Source organism: Acetobacter oryzoeni, assembly GCF_004014775.2.
Lineage (GTDB): Bacteria > Pseudomonadota > Alphaproteobacteria > Acetobacterales > Acetobacteraceae > Acetobacter > Acetobacter oryzoeni.
On record NZ_CP042809.1, the window covers coordinates 224,931 to 246,434 of the forward strand.

Annotated in this window: 20 protein-coding genes and 9 pseudogenes; 7 read left to right on the forward strand and 22 right to left on the reverse strand. The window is 55.5% G+C overall.

The features are described from left to right. The 5 genes from EOV40_RS15400 to EOV40_RS14015 form a co-directional block, all read right to left on the reverse strand. Nucleotides 1–144 (reverse strand): type II toxin-antitoxin system RelE family toxin, encoded by a 144-nt coding sequence (locus EOV40_RS15400; protein WP_238704126.1) that lies wholly within the window; start codon nucleotides 142–144, stop codon nucleotides 1–3. Continuing rightward, complete coding sequence (locus EOV40_RS14000) at nucleotides 141–383, reverse strand: type II toxin-antitoxin system RelB/DinJ family antitoxin (RefSeq protein ID WP_128106376.1); 243 nt, start codon at nucleotides 381–383, stop codon at nucleotides 141–143. Before EOV40_RS14000 ends, EOV40_RS15400 begins: the two co-directional genes overlap by 4 nt. Nucleotides 384–469: 86 nt before the next feature. Next, entirely contained in the window at nucleotides 470–772 is a 303-nt protein-coding gene (locus EOV40_RS14005; RefSeq protein WP_128106377.1) for a transposase, read from the reverse strand. Between the two features lie 282 nt (nucleotides 773–1,054). Then, nucleotides 1,055–1,561, reverse strand: coding sequence for a rhodanese family protein (locus tag EOV40_RS14010; protein ID WP_128106378.1), 507 nt, complete (start codon nucleotides 1,559–1,561; stop codon nucleotides 1,055–1,057). A 4-nt stretch (nucleotides 1,562–1,565) separates the two neighbouring features. Beyond that, a complete protein-coding gene (locus EOV40_RS14015; protein WP_244297048.1) occupies nucleotides 1,566–1,865 on the reverse strand; it encodes an ArsR/SmtB family transcription factor in 300 nt (99 codons plus the stop codon). Nucleotides 1,866–2,009: 144 nt separating this feature from the next. Between EOV40_RS14015 and EOV40_RS14020 the strand changes: the two are divergent. Next, nucleotides 2,010–2,150: pseudogene (locus EOV40_RS14020) on the forward strand (PIN domain nuclease); the annotation flags it as partial. Between the two features lie 74 nt (nucleotides 2,151–2,224). Then, a pseudogene (locus tag EOV40_RS14025) lies at nucleotides 2,225–2,814 on the forward strand (transposase); the annotation flags it as partial. 98 nt (nucleotides 2,815–2,912) lie between these two features. Here the strand turns inward: EOV40_RS14025 and EOV40_RS14030 are convergent. Continuing rightward, nucleotides 2,913–4,118, reverse strand: coding sequence for an OprO/OprP family phosphate-selective porin (locus tag EOV40_RS14030; protein WP_128106380.1), 1,206 nt, complete (start codon nucleotides 4,116–4,118; stop codon nucleotides 2,913–2,915). Further along, entirely contained in the window at nucleotides 4,105–4,404 is a 300-nt protein-coding gene (locus EOV40_RS14035) for a hypothetical protein (protein WP_128106381.1), read from the reverse strand. Before EOV40_RS14035 ends, EOV40_RS14030 begins: the two co-directional genes overlap by 14 nt. Before the next feature lie 224 nt (nucleotides 4,405–4,628). Here EOV40_RS14035 and EOV40_RS14040 point away from each other — a divergent pair. From EOV40_RS14040 to EOV40_RS14050, 3 genes and pseudogenes are all read left to right on the forward strand, one after another. Then, a pseudogene (locus EOV40_RS14040) lies at nucleotides 4,629–4,907 on the forward strand (ATP-binding protein); the annotation flags it as partial. Beyond that, on the forward strand, nucleotides 4,834–5,025 hold the full coding sequence (locus EOV40_RS14045) for a hypothetical protein (protein ID WP_128106382.1): 192 nt from the start codon (nucleotides 4,834–4,836) through the stop codon (nucleotides 5,023–5,025). The pseudogene EOV40_RS14040 and the gene EOV40_RS14045, both read left to right, overlap by 74 nt. After that, nucleotides 5,007–5,141: pseudogene (locus EOV40_RS14050) on the forward strand (IS5/IS1182 family transposase); the annotation flags it as partial. The gene EOV40_RS14045 and the pseudogene EOV40_RS14050, both read left to right, overlap by 19 nt. A 25-nt stretch (nucleotides 5,142–5,166) precedes the next feature. Here EOV40_RS14050 and EOV40_RS14055 read toward each other — a convergent pair. The 4 genes and pseudogenes from EOV40_RS14055 to EOV40_RS14070 all read right to left on the reverse strand — a co-directional run. After that, nucleotides 5,167–5,496, reverse strand: a pseudogene (locus EOV40_RS14055) (sensor histidine kinase); the annotation flags it as partial. A gap of 9 nt (nucleotides 5,497–5,505) precedes the next feature. Next, nucleotides 5,506–6,269, reverse strand: a protein-coding gene (locus EOV40_RS14060) for an IS5 family transposase (protein ID WP_128106384.1) whose coding sequence is annotated in 2 segments (ribosomal slippage) — nucleotides 5,506–5,936 and nucleotides 5,936–6,269 — 765 coding nt in all. Because the reading frame shifts where the segments join, the coding sequence is not laid out codon by codon here. Between the two features lie 319 nt (nucleotides 6,270–6,588). Continuing rightward, the gene (locus EOV40_RS14065) at nucleotides 6,589–8,811 is read right to left on the reverse strand and encodes a TonB-dependent receptor (protein ID WP_128106385.1); all 2,223 of its coding nucleotides are present in this window, start codon (nucleotides 8,809–8,811) and stop codon (nucleotides 6,589–6,591) included. A 79-nt stretch (nucleotides 8,812–8,890) separates the two neighbouring features. Beyond that, nucleotides 8,891–9,439 carry a hypothetical protein gene (locus EOV40_RS14070; RefSeq protein ID WP_003626866.1) on the reverse strand — a complete coding sequence of 183 codons (549 nt, stop codon included), beginning with the start codon at nucleotides 9,437–9,439 and terminating at the stop codon, nucleotides 8,891–8,893. Between the two features lie 318 nt (nucleotides 9,440–9,757). Between EOV40_RS14070 and EOV40_RS14075 the strand changes: the two genes are divergently transcribed. Together EOV40_RS14075 and EOV40_RS14080 are read left to right on the forward strand one after the other, a co-directional pair. After that, on the forward strand, nucleotides 9,758–10,750 hold the full coding sequence (locus EOV40_RS14075) for a TonB family protein (RefSeq protein ID WP_128106386.1): 993 nt from the start codon (nucleotides 9,758–9,760) through the stop codon (nucleotides 10,748–10,750). A 79-nt stretch (nucleotides 10,751–10,829) separates the two neighbouring features. Continuing rightward, nucleotides 10,830–11,836 (forward strand): annotated as a pseudogene (locus EOV40_RS14080) (IS5 family transposase). 103 nt (nucleotides 11,837–11,939) lie between these two features. Here the strand turns inward: EOV40_RS14080 and EOV40_RS14085 are convergent. The 11 genes and pseudogenes from EOV40_RS14085 to EOV40_RS15345 all read right to left on the reverse strand — a co-directional run bounded on the left by EOV40_RS14085 (nucleotide 11,940) and on the right by EOV40_RS15345 (nucleotide 21,493). Further along, a protein-coding gene (locus tag EOV40_RS14085; protein ID WP_253534054.1) for an IS5 family transposase occupies nucleotides 11,940–12,718 on the reverse strand; the annotation gives its coding sequence in 2 pieces (ribosomal slippage) (nucleotides 11,940–12,388 and nucleotides 12,388–12,718; 780 coding nt in all). Nucleotides 12,719–12,997: 279 nt separating this feature from the next. After that, nucleotides 12,998–14,769, reverse strand: a pseudogene (locus EOV40_RS14090) (AMP-binding protein). 15 nt (nucleotides 14,770–14,784) lie between these two features. Further along, nucleotides 14,785–16,032 carry an MSMEG_0569 family flavin-dependent oxidoreductase gene (locus tag EOV40_RS14095; protein WP_089179624.1) on the reverse strand — a complete coding sequence of 416 codons (1,248 nt, stop codon included), beginning with the start codon at nucleotides 16,030–16,032 and terminating at the stop codon, nucleotides 14,785–14,787. 16 nt (nucleotides 16,033–16,048) lie between these two features. Then, nucleotides 16,049–16,336: an MSMEG_0570 family nitrogen starvation response protein gene (locus tag EOV40_RS14100; protein WP_086897949.1), complete on the reverse strand. Its 288-nt coding sequence runs from the start codon at nucleotides 16,334–16,336 to the stop codon at nucleotides 16,049–16,051. Nucleotides 16,337–16,338: 2 nt separating this feature from the next. After that, nucleotides 16,339–17,502: an MSMEG_0565 family glycosyltransferase gene (locus EOV40_RS14105; RefSeq protein WP_128106387.1), complete on the reverse strand. Its 1,164-nt coding sequence runs from the start codon at nucleotides 17,500–17,502 to the stop codon at nucleotides 16,339–16,341. Continuing rightward, nucleotides 17,499–18,473 carry a sll0787 family AIR synthase-like protein gene (locus EOV40_RS14110; protein WP_208729363.1) on the reverse strand — a complete coding sequence of 325 codons (975 nt, stop codon included), beginning with the start codon at nucleotides 18,471–18,473 and terminating at the stop codon, nucleotides 17,499–17,501. Before EOV40_RS14110 ends, EOV40_RS14105 begins: the two co-directional genes overlap by 4 nt. After that, nucleotides 18,470–19,032 (reverse strand): annotated as a pseudogene (locus EOV40_RS14115) (MSMEG_0567/Sll0786 family nitrogen starvation N-acetyltransferase). The gene EOV40_RS14110 and the pseudogene EOV40_RS14115 overlap by 4 nt, the downstream one beginning before the upstream one ends. Further along, nucleotides 19,029–20,136 (reverse strand): annotated as a pseudogene (locus tag EOV40_RS14120) (MSMEG_0568 family radical SAM protein). The pseudogenes EOV40_RS14115 and EOV40_RS14120 overlap by 4 nt, the downstream one beginning before the upstream one ends. Further along, nucleotides 20,087–20,389: a hypothetical protein gene (locus tag EOV40_RS14125; protein WP_128106389.1), complete on the reverse strand. Its 303-nt coding sequence runs from the start codon at nucleotides 20,387–20,389 to the stop codon at nucleotides 20,087–20,089. Before EOV40_RS14125 ends, EOV40_RS14120 begins: the two are co-directional and overlap by 50 nt. 148 nt (nucleotides 20,390–20,537) lie before the next feature. Continuing rightward, nucleotides 20,538–20,801, reverse strand: coding sequence for a nitrilase-related carbon-nitrogen hydrolase (locus tag EOV40_RS14130; protein ID WP_167506912.1), 264 nt, complete (start codon nucleotides 20,799–20,801; stop codon nucleotides 20,538–20,540). Further along, nucleotides 20,798–21,493 carry an MSMEG_0572/Sll0783 family nitrogen starvation response protein gene (locus tag EOV40_RS15345; RefSeq protein ID WP_408740521.1) on the reverse strand — a complete coding sequence of 232 codons (696 nt, stop codon included), beginning with the start codon at nucleotides 21,491–21,493 and terminating at the stop codon, nucleotides 20,798–20,800. Before EOV40_RS15345 ends, EOV40_RS14130 begins: the two co-directional genes overlap by 4 nt. Nucleotides 21,494–21,504 lie beyond the last annotated feature (11 nt).

Genomic DNA, 21,504 nt, shown 5'->3' on the forward strand with positions numbered 1-21,504 from the left:
TCAGACGCGGCGGGTTGCATCGTCGTAAACCTCATTGGCATCCCTGCGTCCAATCGCAACAACCAGCACTATGAGTTTCCCCTCATGAACCTGATACACCAGCCGATATCCGGAAGCTCGACGTTTGATTTTATAGCAGCTCACAGATCGTCCAATGAAACCGGAATAGACGGTTCAGGCGAGGCAAGACGCTCTCGAACGACGGGAAGAAGCTCCAGACCGTCATCCGATACAACAGTGCGCCGGACAGGGAGCTTGCCAGTAGCGACGACATATTCAACGGTCTGGCGGATAAGATCTGAGGATGTCACGCCGAGTTCTGACAGACGATCGTATGCAGCTTTCTTCAGACTGTCATCGATGCACAGGTTAATTGAAGCCATGATGTGTCCTCCAACAAACACATCATCTGATTATGCCTTTACATTTGCAAAGACAAATTAATAAGGACTGTGACTAGGCTCAGGACTCATTCTTTAAGATAGAAGATGAAGCTTGCTGCAATGTGGATTGCGGACATGAATGTATGAGCACAGCAGTCATATCGTGTTGCCACCCGTCGCCAGTCTTTCAGCTTTGCGAACATGTTTTCGATCAGATAGCGCTTTTTATACAGATGCCAATTGTAAGGTGGCTTTGATTTCCTGTTCTTCTTTGGTGGAATACAGGTGGTGATATTCCGGCATGCGAGAGACTGTCTGATCTTATTGCTGTCGTATCCTCGATCACCGATGACTTCCTCTGTCTCATCGGGGTGGTCTGCCAGAAGCACGTCTGCGCCCCTGAAGTCACTGACCTGTCCAGCAGGCGGACAGGTCGGCTCTGATCATCGCACACGGCATGAAGCTTTGAGTTCAAACCGCCTCTTGTGCGTCCAATATGGCGGGGAAAAGCCCCTTTTTAAGCAGGGACGCCGATGTCCGGTGTGGACTTGTAACGGGTTTGTTCCATAAATGGTGTATGGGGATTCCGATTTTGTCTTCGGTTTGTTAGCCGGGTGGGAGGAGTAAACTGCAACCGATGGGTTACCCAGCTTTGGCGCTACAATCACCGTTCATCGATTCCATGGCATGACGCGCAGAAGAGTGGCCATGCCGCACCACCCTGTCACTCCGGCGAACATCAACCCTACACCGACGAACGCCGACAAGCCAAAAAAGCCAGGGGAAACAAACAGACCGAGCAGCACACCGGTCAATACCATTGTACCAGCAGTAATCTGGACCTGTCGCATGATTTCAAGAGGTTGTGACCGATCCGTGATGGTGGGCAGTCCTGCCTGCCGCCATGCATCGATACCTCCTTGGAGAATATAGGCCGGAATTCCGTCTGTTACTGCTTCGAGACGCTTTGTATTGGCAGAGGTGCGCATTCCGGACTTGCAGTGGAATACGATCGGACGACCGTCATGCGACAGATCGCCAATCCGGTCGAGCGGTACGTTCCTTGCACCGGGAATATGCTCGCGTGCATATTCATCCGCACTGCGGATGTCGACTAGGCTCGCACCCGCATCGATCGCTGCACGAGTGTCGGCGGGAGAAAGGGTCGCAAGCGTCACAGAATTAATCCTTGCAGTAAAGATGGCAGAGGGTGGAGAGCAGTGTTGCAACGCGGGTATCTGCAATGGCATACCAGAGCATCTGGCTTTCCCGCCGGTATACGACAAGGCCTTCATCGCGCATTTTGGCGAGGTGCTGCGAACAGGCTGATTGCGACAGCCCGATATCGCGTGCCAGATCTCCGACCGTTACTTCGCCATGGTCGACCAGCTTGCACAGCAGCATTAACCGTCGTGGGTTGGCTATCGCCTTCAGCATATTGGCAACCTGCCCGGCTTTCGCCTCGAAGGTCGATAGGTTCATTGACGGCTTGAGCATCACACCATTCCATTAGCTATATCTAATATATTATTATCTAATATATTTAGCAATCCCTAATGGAATGATGCATGATTTAGCCCTTCACGAGGTTACGACACGAAAGCGCGTTTTACGTAAGAGCTTAAGGTGGCCATGAGACACCTGCCAGATGTGCATCGGGATCCTTTTGACCGGATACTCGTGGCACAGGCCACGGTGAAAGGATTGCTTCTGCTGACCCATGATCCGCTGGTAAAAGCTTATTCGGGCCCGATCGAAGCAGTCTGAAGGAGATATGACATCTCTTACGGATGTTTTTCAGACTGCTTTTTCATCCTTTACTTTCTCAATTCCTCTGAAGTGGAATGCCACCCACACATTTAACCCCTTCGGGCTCTCACCCACAGGGCCGTAGTCTTTCTTTTCCGAGCATGAAGAAATCGCCCTAGAATGCGCACGCAAGACCGGGGTGCGTGCTATTGCCCGCAAGCTGGGACGTTCGCCCAGCACGATCTCTCGTGAGATCAGACGCAATTCCGCGACCCGCAACGGGGATTTCAATTACCGTGCCACCACCGCACAATGGCATGCGGATTGTGCGGCCCAAGGTCCCAAAGTGAGTAAGCTGGCACAAAAATCTACCTTGCACGATTATGTCCACGATCGCCTTGCAGGCCTGATCGCCACGCCAGATGGCATCGCACTGAAAGGGCATGGAAAAACCAGAGTGATCAGGAATGGTCCAGCCCTTGCTGGTCATGGGGCCCAGACCGTTCGTAACGCGATTACAGGGACCATCATGGAGCTACCTGTTAGTCTGCGCAGATCCCTGACTTGGGATCAGGGAGCGGAGATGGCACAACACGCCCAACTCCAGATTGATACCGGTCTTGATATCTATTTCGGCGATCCACAAAGCCCCTGGCAACGTGGCAGCAACGAAAACACCAGCAGGGGCACTCGACCAACTGCTCAAACAACATATAATCGAAGGTGTTGCGACGACCGGTTGAATCCGCCCATGATCGCTCAGTGCTATTAAATTTTTATTTAGAAATATACTTGGAACATAGATAGAATGCTATCAAAATCATTATATGTTCCTTTTCTATAAAATTTTGTGTGAGAATAATCTAACGAAAGTCTTAAAATATCTAGCGGATACCAATTTATATTTAAACTCCATATATTCTGTTTTCCGCCTGATATATCATTGCTTTCTAAATCCATTTGAGAGAATCTTGTCGCCAGTTCTATAACTCCAGTACCGTGGCAAAAAAAAGAATTTTTCTGATCGCATGATGGAGAAGTAAAACTAGCCGATGTTGCTTTCCAGCTACGCGCTTTTCCAACTAATGTGTAAGCTGCAGTCACGTACCATCCATAAAAATTTTGCCTAATTATCGTGGGGTTTGGCTTTGCATTAACAATTAAATTATAATATTCGCTCGTTATAAGTAATTTTTTCCAAGAAATAGCCCCTTCCAAACCAAAAGCACCCGCGCTTTTTGCGAGAATATTTCCCGTTTTTATGTATTTATCTTTCAGGCCGTCCCCATTTTCAGGTGTATCCGAAAACGATACCCCACCTTCCATCGAATTTTTGTGAGATGGTTGGAAAACCCATTCCCCTGAGATGCCTATGTGCATGAGAAAAGATTGGCTACGGATAGGTAAAATAACAGATCTGAAAACGATTGCCCTTTGATTGCCGTCTTTCCCAGGGCCAGCGGTTCCTGCTGTGCCAGAAATAGCCACGTGGTAGTGATTTCCATAAAATAATGCCTGAATGGCTTGCCGATTAGCACCAGCGGCAAGGCCACGAGTAATTGTTGAAACACTTGCTCTTTCAGGAAAAATACTATCACCTCTGGGCTGCATAGATGACAACCCAAAACTAGGATTAAAAACCCCAACTGAAAATTGGAAATGTTTCAATCCCGTATAACTAGCCGCTCCTTCGAAAAGACGCATTTGTCCTCCAGGAGCTGCTCCAAAATCCCAAATAGCACCTATTCTGACCTGATTAGCTATATTGACCCTCACGCCATTACGAATATGCGGACCGCTGGCAGAAGGAGAAGACGAAGATGTGTTACCTTGTATATTACTACCAACCTCAAGTTGGTCTTGTGCAAAAGGATGCACAATAACTTTTCCGATAAAAATATCTTTAACAGTTTCAGCAACGGCATCTGAATTTAAAAAACACAAACTTAATATAGTATGTAAAATATAATATTTATCTTTCCTCATGATTATTCATACGATTCATATCGTTTTCTTGCGGAACTGAATTTATCAGTATGTTTTTTTCTGTTAAATCAAGAAATTTTTTTGTCCCGGAGCGGACAATAGATAAGCCAATGCTAACAAAGTCTTTTTGTTTCCATGGTTTCTCTTTGCCCAAAGATAAGCACACAGCATAAGCCGCACCAGCTAGATATGAATCTAGTTCTTGCACTGTACGACTTTCTTCAAAGCATAACTGCCCGATTTGCTCTCCTATGAATTCAGGATCAAACCTAACTCGTAATGACATGACCGAAGATACTCACTTTCCAAAGATAAGCGAACCTTTCCTATCGTGTTTTTTTGGTTAAAAAAAGACATATTAAACTACAAATGTTTTGTTTATATTGCCCTTTTTTAAAAAGGCATAATTTTAGTTATATGATATATAAAACTATTATTTTTTGTTATTTGAAATTGTATTTTTCACTTAATGCATGAGGTATTTAGAGCATAATCCGATCTAACGGGCTAATTTTAAGACTCCCATACCTGCCGTTCAGCGCGTCAGGTGGGGCTTTTCTGTTCCATCTGCTCAGCCGTCTCTACGAGCGGACAAGTGTCATTATCACAACTAATCTGGGGTTCGGGGAATGGAACGATGTTTTCGGAGACCCCAAGATGACAACGGCGCTACTCGATCGACTTACCCATCACTGTCATATCCTCGAAACAGGAAATGACAGCTACAGGTTCCGTGCCAGTAGCGCCAAACCAAAAATCAGAAAGAAAAAGGCAGAAAAACACGCTTGAATATCTCCTCAAAACAGGAGACATACACAATCAGGACGGGTCAATTGTTCATGAAAAACCCGGGGCAGTTCTCAACGAAAATCAACAAATTGGCATCTGTATAAAAAGCGTCATCTGATCGAAAACATGTTCGCAAAGCTGAAAGACTGGCGACGTGTTGCGACCAGATACGACCGCAGCGCGCATACATTCATCTCCGTAATCCACGTCGCAGCAAGCTTCATCCTTCATCTTCTATCTTCAAGAATGTGTCCTGAACCTAGTCGCCCTGTTCGCCAGTCTGGGTTTCCAGATCAGGAAAGCGGATGGAAATACCAAAACCACGTGTTGTTCCGGCAAGGGGGGAACGGAGCGAGAGCGTGGCATCCATTTGTTTGGCGATATTGCTGGCAATAGCCAGCCCCAGTCCGCTGCCATGCACTGTATGGCTTCCACGCACAAATGGATTTGTTAATCTGGCAAGAGTTTCAGGGGATAATGCGGCACAGTCGTTCGTAATATCAATACAGCCGTCAGGCAGAATGGTTACCACAACGGGTGTTGCGATATTGCGGTGTAACAGGGCATTTTCCAGAAGGTTACGGATTAGGCTCAGGACTCATTCTTTAAGATAGAAGATGAAGCTTGCTGCAATGTGGATTGCGGACATGAATGTATGAGCCCAGCGGTCGTATCTGGTCGCAACACGTCGCCAGTCTTTCAGCTTTGCGAACATGTTTTCGATCAGATGGCGCTTTTTATACAGATGCCAATTGTAAGGTGGCTTTGATTTCCGGTTCTTCTTCGACGGAATACAGGCTGTGATATTGCGTTCTGCAAGCGATAACCTGATCTGGTTGCTGTCGTAGCCTCTGTCGCCGATGACTTCTTCTGTTTCATCGGGAAGGTCAGCCAGCAGAACATCAGCGCCTTTGAAGTCACTGACCTGCCCCGCAGTCAGATGTAGACGGACCGGTCGGCCATGATCATCGCACACGGCGTGAAGCTTTGAGTTCAGGCCGCCTTTTGTCCGTCCGATATGGCGGGGAAAAGCCCCTTTTTGAGCAGGGACGCCGATGTCCGGTGTGCCTTGAGGTGTGTTGCATCAATCATCAGACGCTTCGAACGGCCAGCCTGTTCTGTCAGGGCGACAAAGATCCTGTCAAAAACACCGAGGCGGCTCCACCGGATAAAGCGATTATACAAAGTCTTGTGCGGACCATACGCTTTCGGGGCATCCTTCCATTGAAGGCCGTTGCGGATGACATAAACGATCCCGCTCAGAACACGCCGGTCATCCACGCGTGGCACGCCGTGCGCCAGAAGAAAAAAAGGCTCAATCCGCTCCATCTGGCGCTCAGACAGCATAAACACATCACTCACAGGCTACCCTCCATCGGTAAACCTGTGAATCACAACCTCTTGCTCAGTTCAATAAATTAATAGGTCCTGAGCCTAGCTGCGGTTTGTCCAGGACACGGGTTGCGGCGGATATGGGGATTAGCAAATCAACGCTGAGCCACTGGATTTCGCAGTCCCGAAATCGGGCCACCGTCAACTGTTCGAAACAGTGAAGATAGGTGAGATACAGTGCTTAACACCCAATATCAGGTTGAGTCGGAACCAAGGCAGGACTGCCATAAAGACAGTTTCACTCTCTGCCTACGGGCTATTTCTCCACGCAGGCAGGAAAGGTAAGGCTTCAGAACGTGGCGGAAAGGCTCACGTTGAATGAACGGCCCATGCCCGGCAAGGCGCGGGTGGTGCCGATATAACGTGTATCACCAAGAGAGAGACCACCCAGCGGCAAGTAGTAAGGCTGGTTGAGCACGTTATCAATTCCGGCATCCAGCGTCAGCATCTTCCAAGTGTAGCTGCCGCCAAGGTTCAGCAGGGCATAGCCTGCGGTGCGGGGTTCGCCGCGCAGCCAGTCCACGGTGTCCTTGGGTTTGACAAAGTTCATCTCCACCCGACCGGTCCAATGGCCCACTGTTTCATGTACAGCCACCGTGCCGTTAAGCGGCATCATGTGGTACAGGCCGGAATGTGTGACCTCATCCTGTCCACGCACCCAGTTGAGGACGCCGGTGACTTCACCCTTGCCATATTTTGCTGTGTCCCACAGCGTGTAATGGCCGGATGCGTTAATGCCGTAGGTCTGGGCATTGTGATTGGCAAATTGCAGCAAATGGTGCCCGTTGGAGAAAGTGCTCAACTGTACCACGTTGATGTAATTGTGCACGTAACTGTAATAGGGCTGGACCGTCAGACCCCAGCGGTTGGCGGCAGTGGGGTCATGCCAGTCCAGCGTCACGCTGGCCGTGTTGGCGATTTCTGACTTCAGATCCATGTTGCCCACATAGCCGTTGCCATCGCCAAACCAGCCGATCATGCTGGAAGACATGGTGCCACGGCCCCACGCATAGCGTTCATACAGGTTGGGCGCGCGGGATTTACGGGCGTAGCCGCCTTCCAGCGTAAAGCTGTCTGTTACCTTCCAGCGAGCCATGGCGGTGACATCAAAATTCACATCCGTCCGCCCCCGGTTGTGGGCGTTGAAGGCGCGGGCAGCCATGGCATCCTTGATGTTCATCATGCCTGTCCATGAATAGGGAGCCACGGCTCCCGTGTTCATCATGATCAGATCATTGCGGAACCCCAGCAGGGTAGAAACGCGCGGCGTCCAGTGGGCTTCCCACTCGGCATAGTGGCCCAGCCGGTCGCGGTGGCCGTTATTGATGTTGTGGTAGGTGTCCGGCCCCATCATCATGCTGCCTTGCAGCGGTGGCCACCAGTCATTCAGTCCCACATGGTCAAACCCGCTGCCCAGCTTGAGGGTATGAAAATGCCCTAGCGGAATGGTGGCCTTGAGCGAATAACCCGCCAGACGGGAGTCATTGTTCATGGGCATGCCGGTGGTGGCTGAATGGCCGCCCTTGTCCGCCAGCATGTTCATGGCGTGGGTAATGCGCTGCCAGTAGCCGCGGGCTTCAAACGTGCCCCAGTCAAACGAGCCAGTATATTTGCCGTTTACAAAAGTGGAGCGGTTGTTGGTCATGTCCATATACTGGTTGGCAAAGCCCTCACGCGGGGTGTCCTGCTGCCCCACGGTAATGGCCACCAGATGGTTGTCCTTGTGCAAGCCCACCGTTACGGCGTGATTATAGGTCAGGTAATTGGTGGAGTGCACGGTGCCCATGCCCGCCCCCCCCCGATAATTGCCGGACTGATCATAAGAACCCGTATAGCTGATGCTGAGCAGATGATTGGCAACTGTGACAGAACCAGAAGCCCCGTAGGCCCCGCCATTGCTGCGGTAGGTGCCGCGCACCCGGCCTGTCACAAGAATTTTGCCCTTGCGGGCAAAGCGTGGGTCTGCCCGTTCCACATCAATGGTGCCGCCCAGACTGTCGCCCCCGCTGCTGACAGGGGTCAGGCCCGCAATGCTGGTGGCAGTCTGCACGCTGTCTGGATCAATGTAAGAGAGGGTGGGGTTCATGTGGTTGGGGCAGGCGGGAGAGATGCGCACGCCATCCACAATAGTGGCGACGCGATCATCCGCCATGCCGTTCAGCACGGGCAGGTTGGCCAGCCGCCCGCCGCCATAGGAACTGAACCCCGGCTGGTTACGGAACAGCGAGGACACATCCGGGCTGGAAAGCCGGGACATGCGCTGTGAGCTGGCATCGGGCGAGGACGCTGTCAGTGGGGCATCGGAGAGGGAGGTTTCCTCTTCCTCATCCGTTGAGATATCCAGCCGGGGCAGTGTGACAACGGCACTGCCAGAGGCCGTGTTGCTCTTGCTGGCGCTGACCTGCGCAGCCGCTGTTTGCGCCAGCGCAGCGGAGATGGTGGAGGCCGCGCACACCGCAGCAATGCCCCACGCCCACGTCGGCACGCGGCATCGGTTGATAAGCGTGATCATAAAAACAATCCTGAAAACAAAGCGTGCAGAACCCTTTTTTCTTCGGTCATGAGGCCAAAAGGGCACGAAGAAGCTTTGTTCAGGCAGGAGGCCCACGTGAGGGCGGCAAGCCAAGCTGAACGCTGGGCGGTGCGCGTGGGGTGGAGGCGCTGCTGCCGCGCCGCATCCACCGCAGAATGGGCGGGGGCACCAGTAATAAGGCCACGGGGAGCGCCGCTGGGAGCGAAAGAAGCGGGCAAAGCGGGCACTGCTCCACCCCATGATGGTGGCCGGAATGCGGCTGCGTGGATTTACCCGCAATGGCCGCTGCCATGTGATGGGCATGTGCGGCCATCATATGATGGTGCTGGGTCGGGCCCACTCTGGTGGGCAGGCCCACCGCGCCTTCTGGCGAGGCAAGGCCAGAACCCTTCTGCCCTGCGCCAGCGGACGTTGCATCCAAGACTTCATCGGGCGCGGAGAGGGAAGCTGCAATATCCACGCCCAGAAGGCGGGCTATGGTGGCGCGGGGCAGTTCATCCGGTTGCGCAAAGCTCTGAAGGGCGAGCAGGCTGAGAAAGCCCACCAGTGTCACCACCACCAGCGACAATTTCAGCAGCGTATGCAACGGGTGGGTGGTGCGGGCCATCAGAGCAGCCGGAACTCCTGTCTGTGCGGGCCATGGTGGGTTGGACCAAAGGTGGGACGTGGCTTTGCTTTATTTATCTATGTGAGGATTTGTGTCAAACGTATGACTGCCGCAAAAGTGATCTTTCTGATTGAAGGCGGCGGCGAGAGGTATAAAATCACGGGAAAAAGCCCACACAGACCACGCAGAAAACAGGCAGGCACGCGTGCAGGTCGGCATAAGTGGCAAGGCGTCGCAGCTGTTTGGGTGCTTGGGTGTATCTGCCTTGTGTTGTGGGTATGGGCCGTTCAGGACCAAAGGATGAAGGAACGCGGACGGGTGAAACCGCACGGCAGACTAGGGCAGGATGACGATGCACTAACGCCAGACGTGCGTGCACGGTTAGAGGGGGGCGTATTTTCTGCTCGACAGAGCCGGACTAGCCGGGTGTGGCATCTGGCTCTTCTGGCAGCAGTAGTCGGGCACGGGGTAATTACAGCCTGCCTGCTAGTGACATTTCATCCATGGCATCCGTCGAAAGCACCGGGGCAGAAAGCTGTAGAGATGGTGTTTGAATCTCCTGTCAGCAAGCCCGTCAGCGCTGCGAACCTCACTTCTGTAACCCCGCCTCAGGAACTGGTTCCTACTCCTGAGCAGGTAGAACCACTCAGTGTGCCTCCTACGGCTAATCTCTTTTATGCCACTCAGTCCTCTGAGATAACACCGCCAGACGAGGCGCTTGCTTCCTCGCTGGGAGCGCCTCCCATGCCAGCGGATACACCACCCGTGCCGCGCATGACAAATATCTTTCCGCCTGTTGCCACACAGCGGGCCGCTCCAGCACATGAGCATCGGCCTTCAGCTCACTCTTCTCAAATATCCATGCCTCGCAAGGCGGCAGTACCATCTACACCCAAGACGAGTTTGACTTCGCATTCTCCGAAGGTGGCGACACCTCCTGTTTCCACTTCTGCTCGTACTGCGGCCAGTCAAATTCAGTTGGCTCCTGCAGCACAGAACTCTGCTGCTGCGCAACCAGCGGCGGCATCGGTGGCTCATGTAGCCAACGGGAGCGGGGCACGCACGCTTACTTGCTCCCCACCGCAGACGCATTATCCTCCCATGGCCCGGCATCTGCACGAAGAAGGAGAAGGCGTGGTAGAGATCACTTTGGCAGCAGACGGAGCCATTACTACAACCCGACTGGTGCAGAGTACTGGCTATGATGATCTGGATGCACAGGCACTGGCTGCTGCTCGTGGGTTGCACTGTGCCGCACCGGCTTCAACACCTATGGTAGGGCGAATTCCGGTCGGATTTCATATTCGTTAGGTGGAGGGTTCGAAAAACCCCCTAGTTTTGAGTTCTACTCTGTGATTCCATTTTCCTTGCGTTGATTGGAGTATGGATCATGAAGCAGTCTGGTTTCTTTGATGTTGAAGAGCGGCTTGCCCGGTTGAGCGGGCTTGGCGATCAGCTCGAAGCATTTTCCCGGACTGTGGATTTTGAAGTGTTCCGCTCTGATCTGGACAAGGCTTTGGCCTATTCAGACGGGAGTAAAGGCGGGCATCCGCCATTTGATCCAGTGCTGATGTTCAAAATCCTGGTGATCCAGACGCTCAACAATTTGTCTGATGAACGGACAGAGTATCTGATCAACGACCGCCTGTCGTTCATGCGTTTCCTTGGCCTGGGGCTGTCGGACCGTGTGCCTGATGCCAAAACAGTCTGGCTGTTCCGTGAACGCCTGACCCAGGCGGGGGGCATTGAAAAACTGTTTGACCGGTTTGATGCAACTCTGCGGAACGCAGGCTATCTGCCGATCTCCGGGCAGGCCGTATCCCCGAAGACTGGCAGGACAAGCCGGCAAAGCTGTCGCACAAGGATCGTCATGCGCGATGGACGCTGAAGTTCACGAAGGCGAAGCGGCAGGATGATGGAACTATGCCCTCCAGCGATCTCGTCATTCCATTCTTTGGCTATAAATCGCATGTTTCCATCGACCGGAAGTATCGGTTCATCCGGAAATGGAAGACAACAGACGCCACTGCCAGCGATGGCACCAGACTACGCGAGGGCCTGCTGGATAAAACCAATACGGCCTCAAGCGTCTGGGCTGATACAGCGTATCGCTCAAAAGCCAATGAAGACTTCATGGAAAAGCAGGGCTTTGTCTCCAAGGTTCACAGGAAGAAGCCGCATCTCAAACCCATGCCACTCCATATCCAGCGGTCCAATGCAGGAAAGTCCGTGATCCGATCCCGCGTCGAGCATGTCTTTGCTGACCAGAAATCGCAAATGGGTCTGTTCGTCCGAACTGTCGGTATCACCCGGGCCACCATGAGGATCGGGCTCGCCAATATCATCTACAATATGCGCCGCTTCATCTTCCTGGAGCGGATCAGCGCGAATGCATAGCAATCCAGCGGGGGGCAGCCCCCGATCTGCTCAAAACGCAGAGCGAAAGCGACCCAAGAAACTGTCAATCAAATCGCCAAAAGCCAGAAATTACTAGGGCCTGTTAGGTCTTGATATAGTCTGCTGTAGCAGCGATGAGGATGACGGAGAAAAAAGATGCAGCGGTCTTCTCATATCGGGTCGCAACAGCCCGCCACTCCTTGAGTCTTGCCCACAGGTTTTTGACCAGATGCCGGTGTCTGTAAGCCCATTTGGGACAGGCGACTTCCGGATCATTCTTCCTTGGCGGAATGACAGGACGAACTCCCCGGTCCCAGAGATATTCACGGAATTTATGCGAGGCATATCCACGATCACAGACGACATAGGTCGGTGGGTACGGCAGATCGTCGAGCAAGGAATAAGCGGATGGCAGTTCATGTGCCTGTCCGGGTGAAAGCGTGAAAGACAGTGCCCTGCCATGTCCATCCGCAGCTACGCAAACCTTGGTGCCAAAGCCTCCACGTGAGCGGCCAAGCGCCTCACGATCTCTGCGGCGTCCACTGTATCCTCTTTTTTGGCGGCCCCGGCCGCCTTGTGATGGGCACGGATCGTCGTGCCATCGAGAAAAACCATGCCGAGGGCCTGATCCCGGTCTTTGACCTTTTCAAATAGGCGCTGCCACACACCGAGCTTCGACCAGCGAATGAACAACTGTGCGGCAATCCACCAGGGACCAAACTCATCTGGTATGGCGCGCCATTTCGCGCCGTTCTGATGGCGCCAGAAAATCGCGGATATCGTCCGTCGAAGGTTCTTCGGCGGGGTCTTGCCCTTCGGGCGGACTGCCTCGATCAAAGGCTCCCAGACGGACCATGCGGTATCGGAAAAGACAGACTGCATCATGCTCATCATAAACAGCTATGCAGTCCGTTCTGTCATTCAAGGTCTAACAGGCCCTAGAAGTGTATATTTCATGATAAATATATATATAGAAATTTATATAATTTTATTAAGTATTAGTGAGTGACCATTCCTTCCATATGGAAGAATATTTTGAACTTTCGTCTCAGATTTTCAAAAATAATATAACCATGATTTGTTCTATAAGAGCTGAGTCTACAAATGATCGGTGTGTGTCTCCATTATTCAGTACTGACGATCCGAATAAATTTAATAACGTCAGGATATCAGAAGACGTTTCCGTGTAATCTTGCCAGATACAGTGGTCGGCAGATGCCTGACGAAGCGGACTTCTTTTAGACCAATCCAGCGCCCAAGGATTTCGTTGACCTGTGCAACGATTTCCTCGGCAGACTGAACATATTTCATGCCGGGATCAGTCACCACATAGGCGACAGGCCGCTGCCCTCTCAGTTCATCGGGGATCGCCACCACGGCGCAGGCATGAACGGCCGGATATGCTGCAATGATCTTTTCGATCTGCACGCCGGAAATCCTCCGGCCTGCGACCTTGATGACATCATCGGACCGTCCGAGCATATGCACCGCGCGATTATCCTCGATTACGCCTTCATCGAAGGTGCGGTAATACCTGCCCGTTTCATCAAGATAGGCCGCAGGAACATGGATTTCTCTGTCTCTCCAGACACCCGCCAGGCAACCGGGCGGCAACGGCAGGGGCAGGACGATCTCGCCGCACCGTTCACCCGGCATGGACGACACTATGGTCGGACGGAATCCTGGCGCAGGCCGTCCGATATCATTCATGAGCGAGACCGGCTCACGCTCGGGCAGGCCGAAGAAATGGGCGGTAATGCTCCAGCCGGTTTCGGTCTGCCACCAGTGATTGACGACGGGTTTACGAAAATATGCCCGCGCCCAGTCCAGCAAAGTTGGGTCCGCATATTCCCCGGCGACAAAGATGCGGCTCAGCGCGGGCACTATCGCTCCTGACAGATGGCGGCTCTCCTGTCGCATGAGTCGCATCTGTGTTGGCGTCGTGAACAGACATTTCACCTCGTGCTCATGACTGAGCGTGTGAATGGCGGAAGCAGATGCGCCACCTTCCACGATTACGCTGGTGCAGCCGCTGATCAGAGGGGCGTAGACGCCGTAGGAGTGACCGACAACCCAGCCCAGATCTGATGTCGTAAAGAAGGTGTCACCGGGTTTGCAGCCGTAGATCAAATCCATGGATAAGGCGAGGGCCACAGCATGACCGCCATTGTCACGCACAATGCCTTTCGCATGACCCGTCGTTCCGGATGTATGAAGAATATACAGGGGATCTTCGGAGCGCAGTATGACCGGCTCTGCTGGCGCGGACTGCTCCAGCATGTGGAAATCATGATCGCACACCGGCAGAAGTGAGGCCGGACAGGCTTTGCGCTGCACGATCACGCAGGCCTGTGGTCTATGCGTCGCTTTGTCCAGCGCCTCATTCAGGACAGGTGCAGATGGGATTGCCGTCTGCCCCTGAAAGCTACAACTGGCGGTGATGATGACTTTGGGGCCACATCATCAATCCGGCGCGCCAGTTCCGGCCCCGCATAACCGGCAAAAACCACCACATGCACCGCCCCGATCCGCGCACAGGCAAGCATTGCGATGGCTGTTTCGATCATGGTGGGCATAACGATCAGGACACGGTCGCCTTTTTCCACGCCGAGCGAGCGTAGGCCGCCAGCAAAACCGGCCACCCTGCCCTGTAGTTCCCGGTAAGTCACCACCTGCCGTTCCCTGGTGGCGCAGGAATGCCAGATTAATGCTGCCTGCCCGCCGCGACCATTTTCAACATGCCGATCCACGGCATTGTGGCAGGTGTTGAGCGTAGCGTCAGGAAACCAGTCATGCCAGCCATCCGCCCGTGTCCTGCATGCGGCCACTGGCGGCTGCTTCCATGTCACGCGCTGTGCCGCAGCCAGCCAGAACTGCTCTGGCCGATTTAGCGCCGCATCATACATCGCCTCGTATGTCGTCCATGGAAGCATGGTATTTTACTCCGTTCAGGCTACGGGCACGTCTTTGCCGGTGATCTGGCTGGCCAGCCACGCGGCGTCACGCGAGACACCGGAAAACCGTCCCGATCCCCATGTGTGCAGCCACGGCAGGCCGAGGAAGTAGAATCCTGGCGCGTCGGTTACGCCGCGATGCCAGACCGGTTTGTTGGCCCCGTTGAAGACCGGAACGTCGATCCAGCGATAGTTCGGGCGGAAGCCAATGCACCAGACGATCGAGGTGATGCCTGCGGCTTTCAGGTCCAGCGGGGTGTTGCTGCCATCAGGCTCCCACACAGGTGCATAAGGGGCTTCGGTTGGGGCCGTGATCCCTTCGCGGGCGATGTAGGCGTCAATGGATTTCTTGATGTCGGCATTGGTTTTGTCAGCATCATCAAGGTTTTCCGCAAGATCCGGTGCGAAGTGCGCCACTTCATCGCGGATTGTCTCCAGCGTGCCATGCAGGCCCACGCCCTCCTTGGCAAAGAGCCGCAGATCAAGATCATGGCCTCCATTTCGGCCGGTGACATAATGATTGGTTTTGTCGCGTGCGCCGTCACGTAAGGGGTGATTGTCCACAGTAAGATCGTAGAAGTGCATGTCCGCAAGCCAGTCCACGACATCGCGGCCACGGTAGAAGCGCGAGACACGCGGGGCGGAACCGACACAGAGATGAACCTTGCGTTTTTCAAGAAACAGGTCCTCGACGATCTGCGCACCGGACTGACCGCTGCCCACGACCAGAACCGCGCCGTTCGGAAGCTGGGCGGCATTGCGGTAATCCTGCGAGTGGACCTGATGGATGGTGGGATCGATGGCACTCGCATAGCCGGGGATAACCGCGTCCTGATACGCTCCCGATGCAATGACCACATGCTTTGCATGCCATGTCTCTCCAGCCGCCACCACGCGGTACCCGCCGCCTTCATGGCGCGTGATGGAGGTGACAGCCGTGTGTTCGTGCAGCGGTGGGTTGAACGAGTTAACAAAGCCCTTCACGTATTCGATAATTTCCTGTTTCACCATGAATCCGTGAGGATCGTTCCCTTTGTAGGGATGACCTGGGAGTTCGCACTGCCAGTTCGGTGTGACCAGGCAAAAATTGTCCCAGCGTTCATCCTCCCACGAATGGCAGGCCGTCTTTGCCTCAAAGACAATGTGCTCCACCTTCTCGCGGCAGAGATACCAGCTCATGGAGAGCCCGGCCTGTCCGCCACCCACGATAATGACGGGAATGCTTTTTTCGTTCTGTGTCATGGTCGTTCTTTTCGTCTCAACAACTGAAAGACAGGACGCGCACCTGCGCATCGGGTCGATTAAGGAAGGGCGCACCGGCCTGTCGAATGGCGTGCAGCTGGCCAAGGGCGCGGCTGCACGGGAAGCCGTAGCGGGCGCGAACCCGCTCACTGGCCTCTGTCAGGGCAGTATCCGCCTTTTCAAGAAACTCCCTGACCGGATAATCCTGACCAGGCGTGAAATGGTCCCTTATGACCAGTGATGGGGAGTAGCAGTCGGTCTCCTTCCCATCGGGCCAGCGCACACGAAAAGTCATTTCGGGCATGGTTATAAAACTCCGGAAACAGGGGCATCGGCATGCCATAGGACTGCCAGACGCCGGTACGCAGGGAGGTGCCGACTGGCCACGCGGCTCCAGTCGAAACGGCGGGCCGTTGCGGGGCCGCTGACCCGGAAATGATCGCAGTTTTTGACGCTTAGCGCGTCCCGCAAGGCCATAAGCAGGGTGTCGGGGCGCGTCAGGTCGCACCACAGCGCATCTGCCCGCGAAAGGTGCCCGGTAAAGGGCGCGACTTCTGGCACAATGGCGGGCGTGCCGCAGGCCAGCGCTTCCAGCGGGCACAGGCCGAACCCTTCTGTTATGGACGGATAGGCCAGCACGGCAGCCTGCCGGTAAAAGGCTGGCATATCGTCATCCGCAACCGGTCCGGTTATGGTCACGTGATCCGCTGCACCGCTTTCATGCAGACGTGCCGCGAACAGCGTGCGGTAGGCAGAATGATCCAGCAATGAAGCCCCGCCCGCCACGACCAGATGCACATCAGGCTGTTCGCGGCGAAGGGCCAGAAACGCGTCGAGCAGTTGCAGGGTATTCTTGCGGCGCTCAATGCCGCCTACGGTCAGGATCAGGCGATGGCCAGCCGGCAGACGATACCGTGCCCGCAGCGAGGCATCATACGTGTTTGGTGCGGGCGAAAAGCGCACGGGATCGACCCCGTTGCCGACGACGGGGGCCTCGCGACCATGTTCGTCACGCAGGATGCCTGCCCACAGGGTACTGACGGTAAAGAGTTCGGTCGCCGCCATGAAGCCCCGCCCCTGCCGCGTGGCAAGGACGGGGTGGGAGAAACGGTCGAGATGGTGGACCGTGCGGGCAAAGCCCGGTATCCGCCCCTCCATCACCAGATCGGCCAGCGCATTGGCGCTGATGGGGTCCTGCGCGTGCAGCACGTCAAAATACTGCCCAAGCAGTGCGTCCCTGATTTCACCAATGCGGCGCTCCAACAGCGTTGGTAGATCGCTCTCTGGCACAGCCGGAATACAGTATGTGGCGCAGCGGGGCGTGCGGAAAAAACCAGTCCCGGTCACATCCGGCGCGATGAGCGTTGCGTCATGGCCCGCGTCACACAGGGCTTCCGCCAGAGCCATGCCGTGCACCACACCGCCGCGCGGATTGGTCGAATGGGTCAGGATGCCGATGGACAGACTCATGGCGTAAACCCCATGAGTGGCGTCCGGTCCAGATCCCAAAAGGTTTCCTTCTCATCCGTCCATGTGACATCCACACGCCGCGTCTCATTGCACTGGCCGATGGCAGAAGCTGCAATGCCCCGCCCATGAAAGCGGGCGATGACCGCATCCGCATCTTCGGGACGCGCCGTGAGCAGATAGCCATAGCTGGGGAATGCGGACAGCCAGCGTTCCATAGGCGCGACATCGGGGCGTGGAATATCATCAAGCGTGATCGTCATGCCCACGCCTGAACATTCGGCCAGCATGAGGGCGGTACCCAGCAGCCCCGCCATACTGATGTCCTTGGCGGCACGGCATAGCCCATCCTCGGCTATGCACGGAAGAAGTTCGAGATCCCCCCGCAGCCGGGCCGCCCCTTCGGTGCCGCACAGGGCGGAGCTTGCATCCCAGAACGGGTGCGGATCGTGCCAGCGGCCACGCAGGTCGATGGCGGCGATCAGGACTTCGCCCGGTCGGGCATCGAAGCTGCTCAGCAGATGACGGGCACGGCCAAGGATCGCCACCGACAGCGAGTTGTGAGTGCTGCGCATGTTGGTATGGCCGCCGACAACAGGCACGCCATAGGTGCGTGCCCCGTCATGCAGACCCGTCAGGATGGACGCGGCCACCTCGGACGTATCGCTCCACAACGCATCCACCACGGCCACGGGACGGCCTCCCATGGCCACGATATCGCTGACATTGACCATCACGCCGCAATACCCGGCAAACCACGGCATTGAGCGGACAAAGCTGTCCTGAAATCCCTCGCTGGCCAGCAGGAGATAGCCGTCACCGTCTGGAAGCGCGGCACAGTCATCGCCAAGACGGATGGCATCGGGATCTGCCGGTTTCAGGATCGCTGCAGCTTCAGCAATATCCTGTTTGCCCGCAAGGGCGCGACCATGGCGGAGCGTGCGCAGCAGTGTGGCAAGTTGATGTGCCATCACGCCACCTGCCGTATCCGGGGCTGCGGACGTAGCAGCCAAGTCTGATCCTGACGTGTGCCGGATAGCGCGAAAGATCGGCCTCCATGTCATGATGTGGCAGGCCATGCAGCGTGATAACGCCGAGACTCCTCCAGTGCAGGCGGCGGAAAAACAGTACATTCTGTTCCTGCACCTGGGCCAGAAACCGGGTGGCCCCAAGTTCATGCGCCGTGCTGACTGCCATACGGATGAGTTCCGCTCCGATCCGCCCCAGCTTGCGGTAATCAGCATGCACAGCCAGGCGGGAACCGCGCCAGATGCCGGGTTCAGCTTCATGAATGCGCACCGCTCCCACAACCCGATCCGGCATCCCCGCCAGGCAGCAGGCCGCGATGATGGGAATGGCAACTGCGTCAGTTGCATCCCGGTCGTCGTCCGCGAATACCTGCTGTTCGGTGCAGAACACTTCGCGGCGCAGAGCATGATAACCGGCGCGTTCCCACGGCGTGCGGGCAAGACGCACAACATATTCCGTGGGGATGAACGGCCGGTCTTCCATGCCTTCGAGGATCGTGCTCATTGTTCGTATGCCGAGAGCGAGGAACAGGCGCCACACCGGCCACATCCAGCACGGATATCGGTAGATTTCATGTTCGCTTCGCGCAGCATCCGGCCCAGTGGCGCCAGCACGGATTTCATGAACTCGGCTGAAGGCGGCGCGTGATTTTCCAGCGGTGTGCCGGAAATGGGCACGAACGGCACTACGAAGGGATAGACCCGAACGCAATCAGGCGTTCGGCCAAAGCCAGAATGTCTTTGGCACTGTCGCCAAGACCCGCGAGAATGTAGGTATTGACCTGTCCACGCCCGAAGATCGGCACGGCACTGGCGAAAGCGTCGATATAGCGATCAACGCTGACCGTGGCCTTGCCAGGCATGATCTTCTCCCGCACCGCCTGTGTTGCGGCTTCAAGATGCATGCCCAGACTGTCAGCCCCTGCATCCCGTAAGCGCTGGAACCAGCCGTGATCGCGCGGAGGCTCGCACTGGACCTGAAGTGGCAGGTCTACTGCGGCCCGGATGGCACGGGCTGATTCCGCCAGCACGGCAGCTCCCCGATCAATTACGTTGGGTGTGCCGGTGGTCAGTACCATGTCGCGCACGCCGTCCAGTTCCACGGCGGCCTTGGCAACTTCGGCAAGCTGCGCGGGTGTCTTGTAGGCAATGGTGCGGTCGGCCTCCAGCGACTGGCCGATAGCGCAGAACTGGCAGGAGGTGCGCCGGTCGCATAGCGGATGCAGGTCTGGTGCACCGTGGTCGCCAGCGTGTCACGGCCATGCAGAAGGGCGATCTTCCAGTAAGGAATGCCGTCCGCCGTGCTCAGGCCATAAAAGCGCGGAGCCCTCGGAAAATGGATTGTGCCCAGCGTCTGGCCATCACGCAGCAGCGTGCTTGTCCCACTCTGGTCAGGCGGACTGGCCTGAAACGGAGACCGTCGGGCACCAGATGTATAAACCGGGACCATGACGGTCTGACCCGCGATGGTGATCGTCTTGTGATCTGAAGGCCCGGCGCCCCCTTTGCGGGCGATACCCCCGGTCTGCTCACCGATCTGAAGCCCGAAGGATTGCAGGTCAGTGACGAGCTTGCGGCCGGAAAGCGTGCCGAGTATCGGAATAGTCATGACGCAGCCTCGTCATTGAGGAACCAACCGGCCCAGTTGCTCCGTGCTCACCAACATAATGCACCGTGCGTGCGGGCCGCCGGTCCTGCAGTAGGCTGAGCAATTCCGGGCGTGCGTAATGCCCTACGGAATCCATCATCCGCTTGCGCTTGGTGATCAGTGCAAAGTCGAGATCGGCAATCACCATCCCCTCGCCTTCCGTCAGCGGCGTGCCCAGCAGCTTGCCTTCAGTGAGACGATGGCCGTGAAGCATCCACCCCGCAGCGGTCCTTCCAGCGCGGGATCGCGCGCTATATCCCTGATCTGATCTTCCGTGAGCCAGCCTGTGCGTTCACGACAAAGCAGCCGGATTCAAGCGCATGATGCCGGATGTGACTTCCATCTGTCGGCGAAGATCTGGCCTACCAGCGACCGGAATTGGCGCAATGGATTTCCTCGTGCTGGTCATCAGCGCGTAGCGGGCGAGCGGATTGTAATGCTCCCAGCAGGCCAGCGCCCGATGCGCCAGCAGCACTCTCAACAACTTTCAGCCCGCACCATCGCCTGCCCCAGACCATACGCTCATGGTAGGTGGGCGTGATCTTGCGGCGCTTGAGCAGGATCTCGCCTGTCGCATCAAAGATGATCTGCGTGTTGTAGAGCGTGCCGAAATCGCGCTCGTTCACGCCCAGCACCACGACCATGCCGTGTCGCGGGCGGCTTCAGCCACCATGTCGGTTACCGGGCCAGGATAATGACGCGCGCTCGTAGAGCTCCAGATGCTCTCCGCCGAAGCGGAAAGCAGGCTGGATAAATGAGAAATAAGGATAATAGGGCACGAAGGTTTCGGGAAAGACCACAACGTCACGCCTTTTTCGCGCGCATCGCGGATGGCCTGACAGACTTTCCGGGCAGTCCCCAGACCATCGTCACCAAGACGGGGCTGATCTGGATGGCTGCGGCGCGAACGATACGGGACATGGCTTGCGGTCCTCCCTTGGCCTTCAGAGAGTCCAGGTATTGAGGATAAAGGCGTTGTCGCGGCGGCCAGCAGGATGATGTCGAGCACGTCCTGCGGATTGATCGGCGTAATGCCGGGATCAGATTCTGCTCGCCGTAGCCATAGAGAGCTTGAAGCGCAAGCGGCAGGCATAAACCTTTCCCCTTCTTCAAGGATTTTCGCGATCTGCTTGTTGCAGTTCATGTGCCCCGGAAAGGCCTCGTCACCCAGACGGGGAAAGCCACGCTGCACGCCAAGCGTCACACCCGGACCGTACAGCAGCACCGACGTCTCGAAGCCTTTGCGGATCAGACGTGTGGCCTGCAGAAGATTTACGAACCCAACCGATCCTTCATTGGCGACAGTATGGAAGGTGATGAGGGCTTTTT

What these genes read in the sequence shown, in the direction of transcription:
- EOV40_RS14105 (WP_128106387.1), bottom strand. Translation starts at nt 17,502, where the DNA reads ATGAGTCTGTCCATCGGCATCCTGACCCATTCGACCAATCCGCGCGGC.
- EOV40_RS14065 (WP_128106385.1), bottom strand. Translation starts at nt 8,811, where the DNA reads ATGATCACGCTTATCAACCGATGCCGCGTGCCGACGTGGGCGTGGGGC.
- EOV40_RS14100 (WP_086897949.1), bottom strand. Translation starts at nt 16,336, where the DNA reads ATGCCCGAAATGACTTTTCGTGTGCGCTGGCCCGATGGGAAGGAGACC.
- EOV40_RS14045 (WP_128106382.1), top strand. Translation starts at nt 4,834, where the DNA reads ATGACAGCTACAGGTTCCGTGCCAGTAGCGCCAAACCAAAAATCAGAA.
- EOV40_RS14000 (WP_128106376.1), bottom strand. Translation starts at nt 383, where the DNA reads ATGGCTTCAATTAACCTGTGCATCGATGACAGTCTGAAGAAAGCTGCA.
- EOV40_RS14015 (WP_244297048.1), bottom strand. Translation starts at nt 1,865, where the DNA reads ATGAACCTATCGACCTTCGAGGCGAAAGCCGGGCAGGTTGCCAATATG.
- EOV40_RS14035 (WP_128106381.1), bottom strand. Translation starts at nt 4,404, where the DNA reads ATGTCATTACGAGTTAGGTTTGATCCTGAATTCATAGGAGAGCAAATC.
- EOV40_RS14070 (WP_003626866.1), bottom strand. Translation starts at nt 9,439, where the DNA reads ATGGCCCGCACCACCCACCCGTTGCATACGCTGCTGAAATTGTCGCTG.
- EOV40_RS14095 (WP_089179624.1), bottom strand. Translation starts at nt 16,032, where the DNA reads ATGACACAGAACGAAAAAAGCATTCCCGTCATTATCGTGGGTGGCGGA.
- EOV40_RS14125 (WP_128106389.1), bottom strand. Translation starts at nt 20,389, where the DNA reads ATGCTTCACGGCCATCGTCTCACTGAAGGCAAGCTGCTGGGCACGCCG.
- EOV40_RS14030 (WP_128106380.1), bottom strand. Translation starts at nt 4,118, where the DNA reads ATGAGGAAAGATAAATATTATATTTTACATACTATATTAAGTTTGTGT.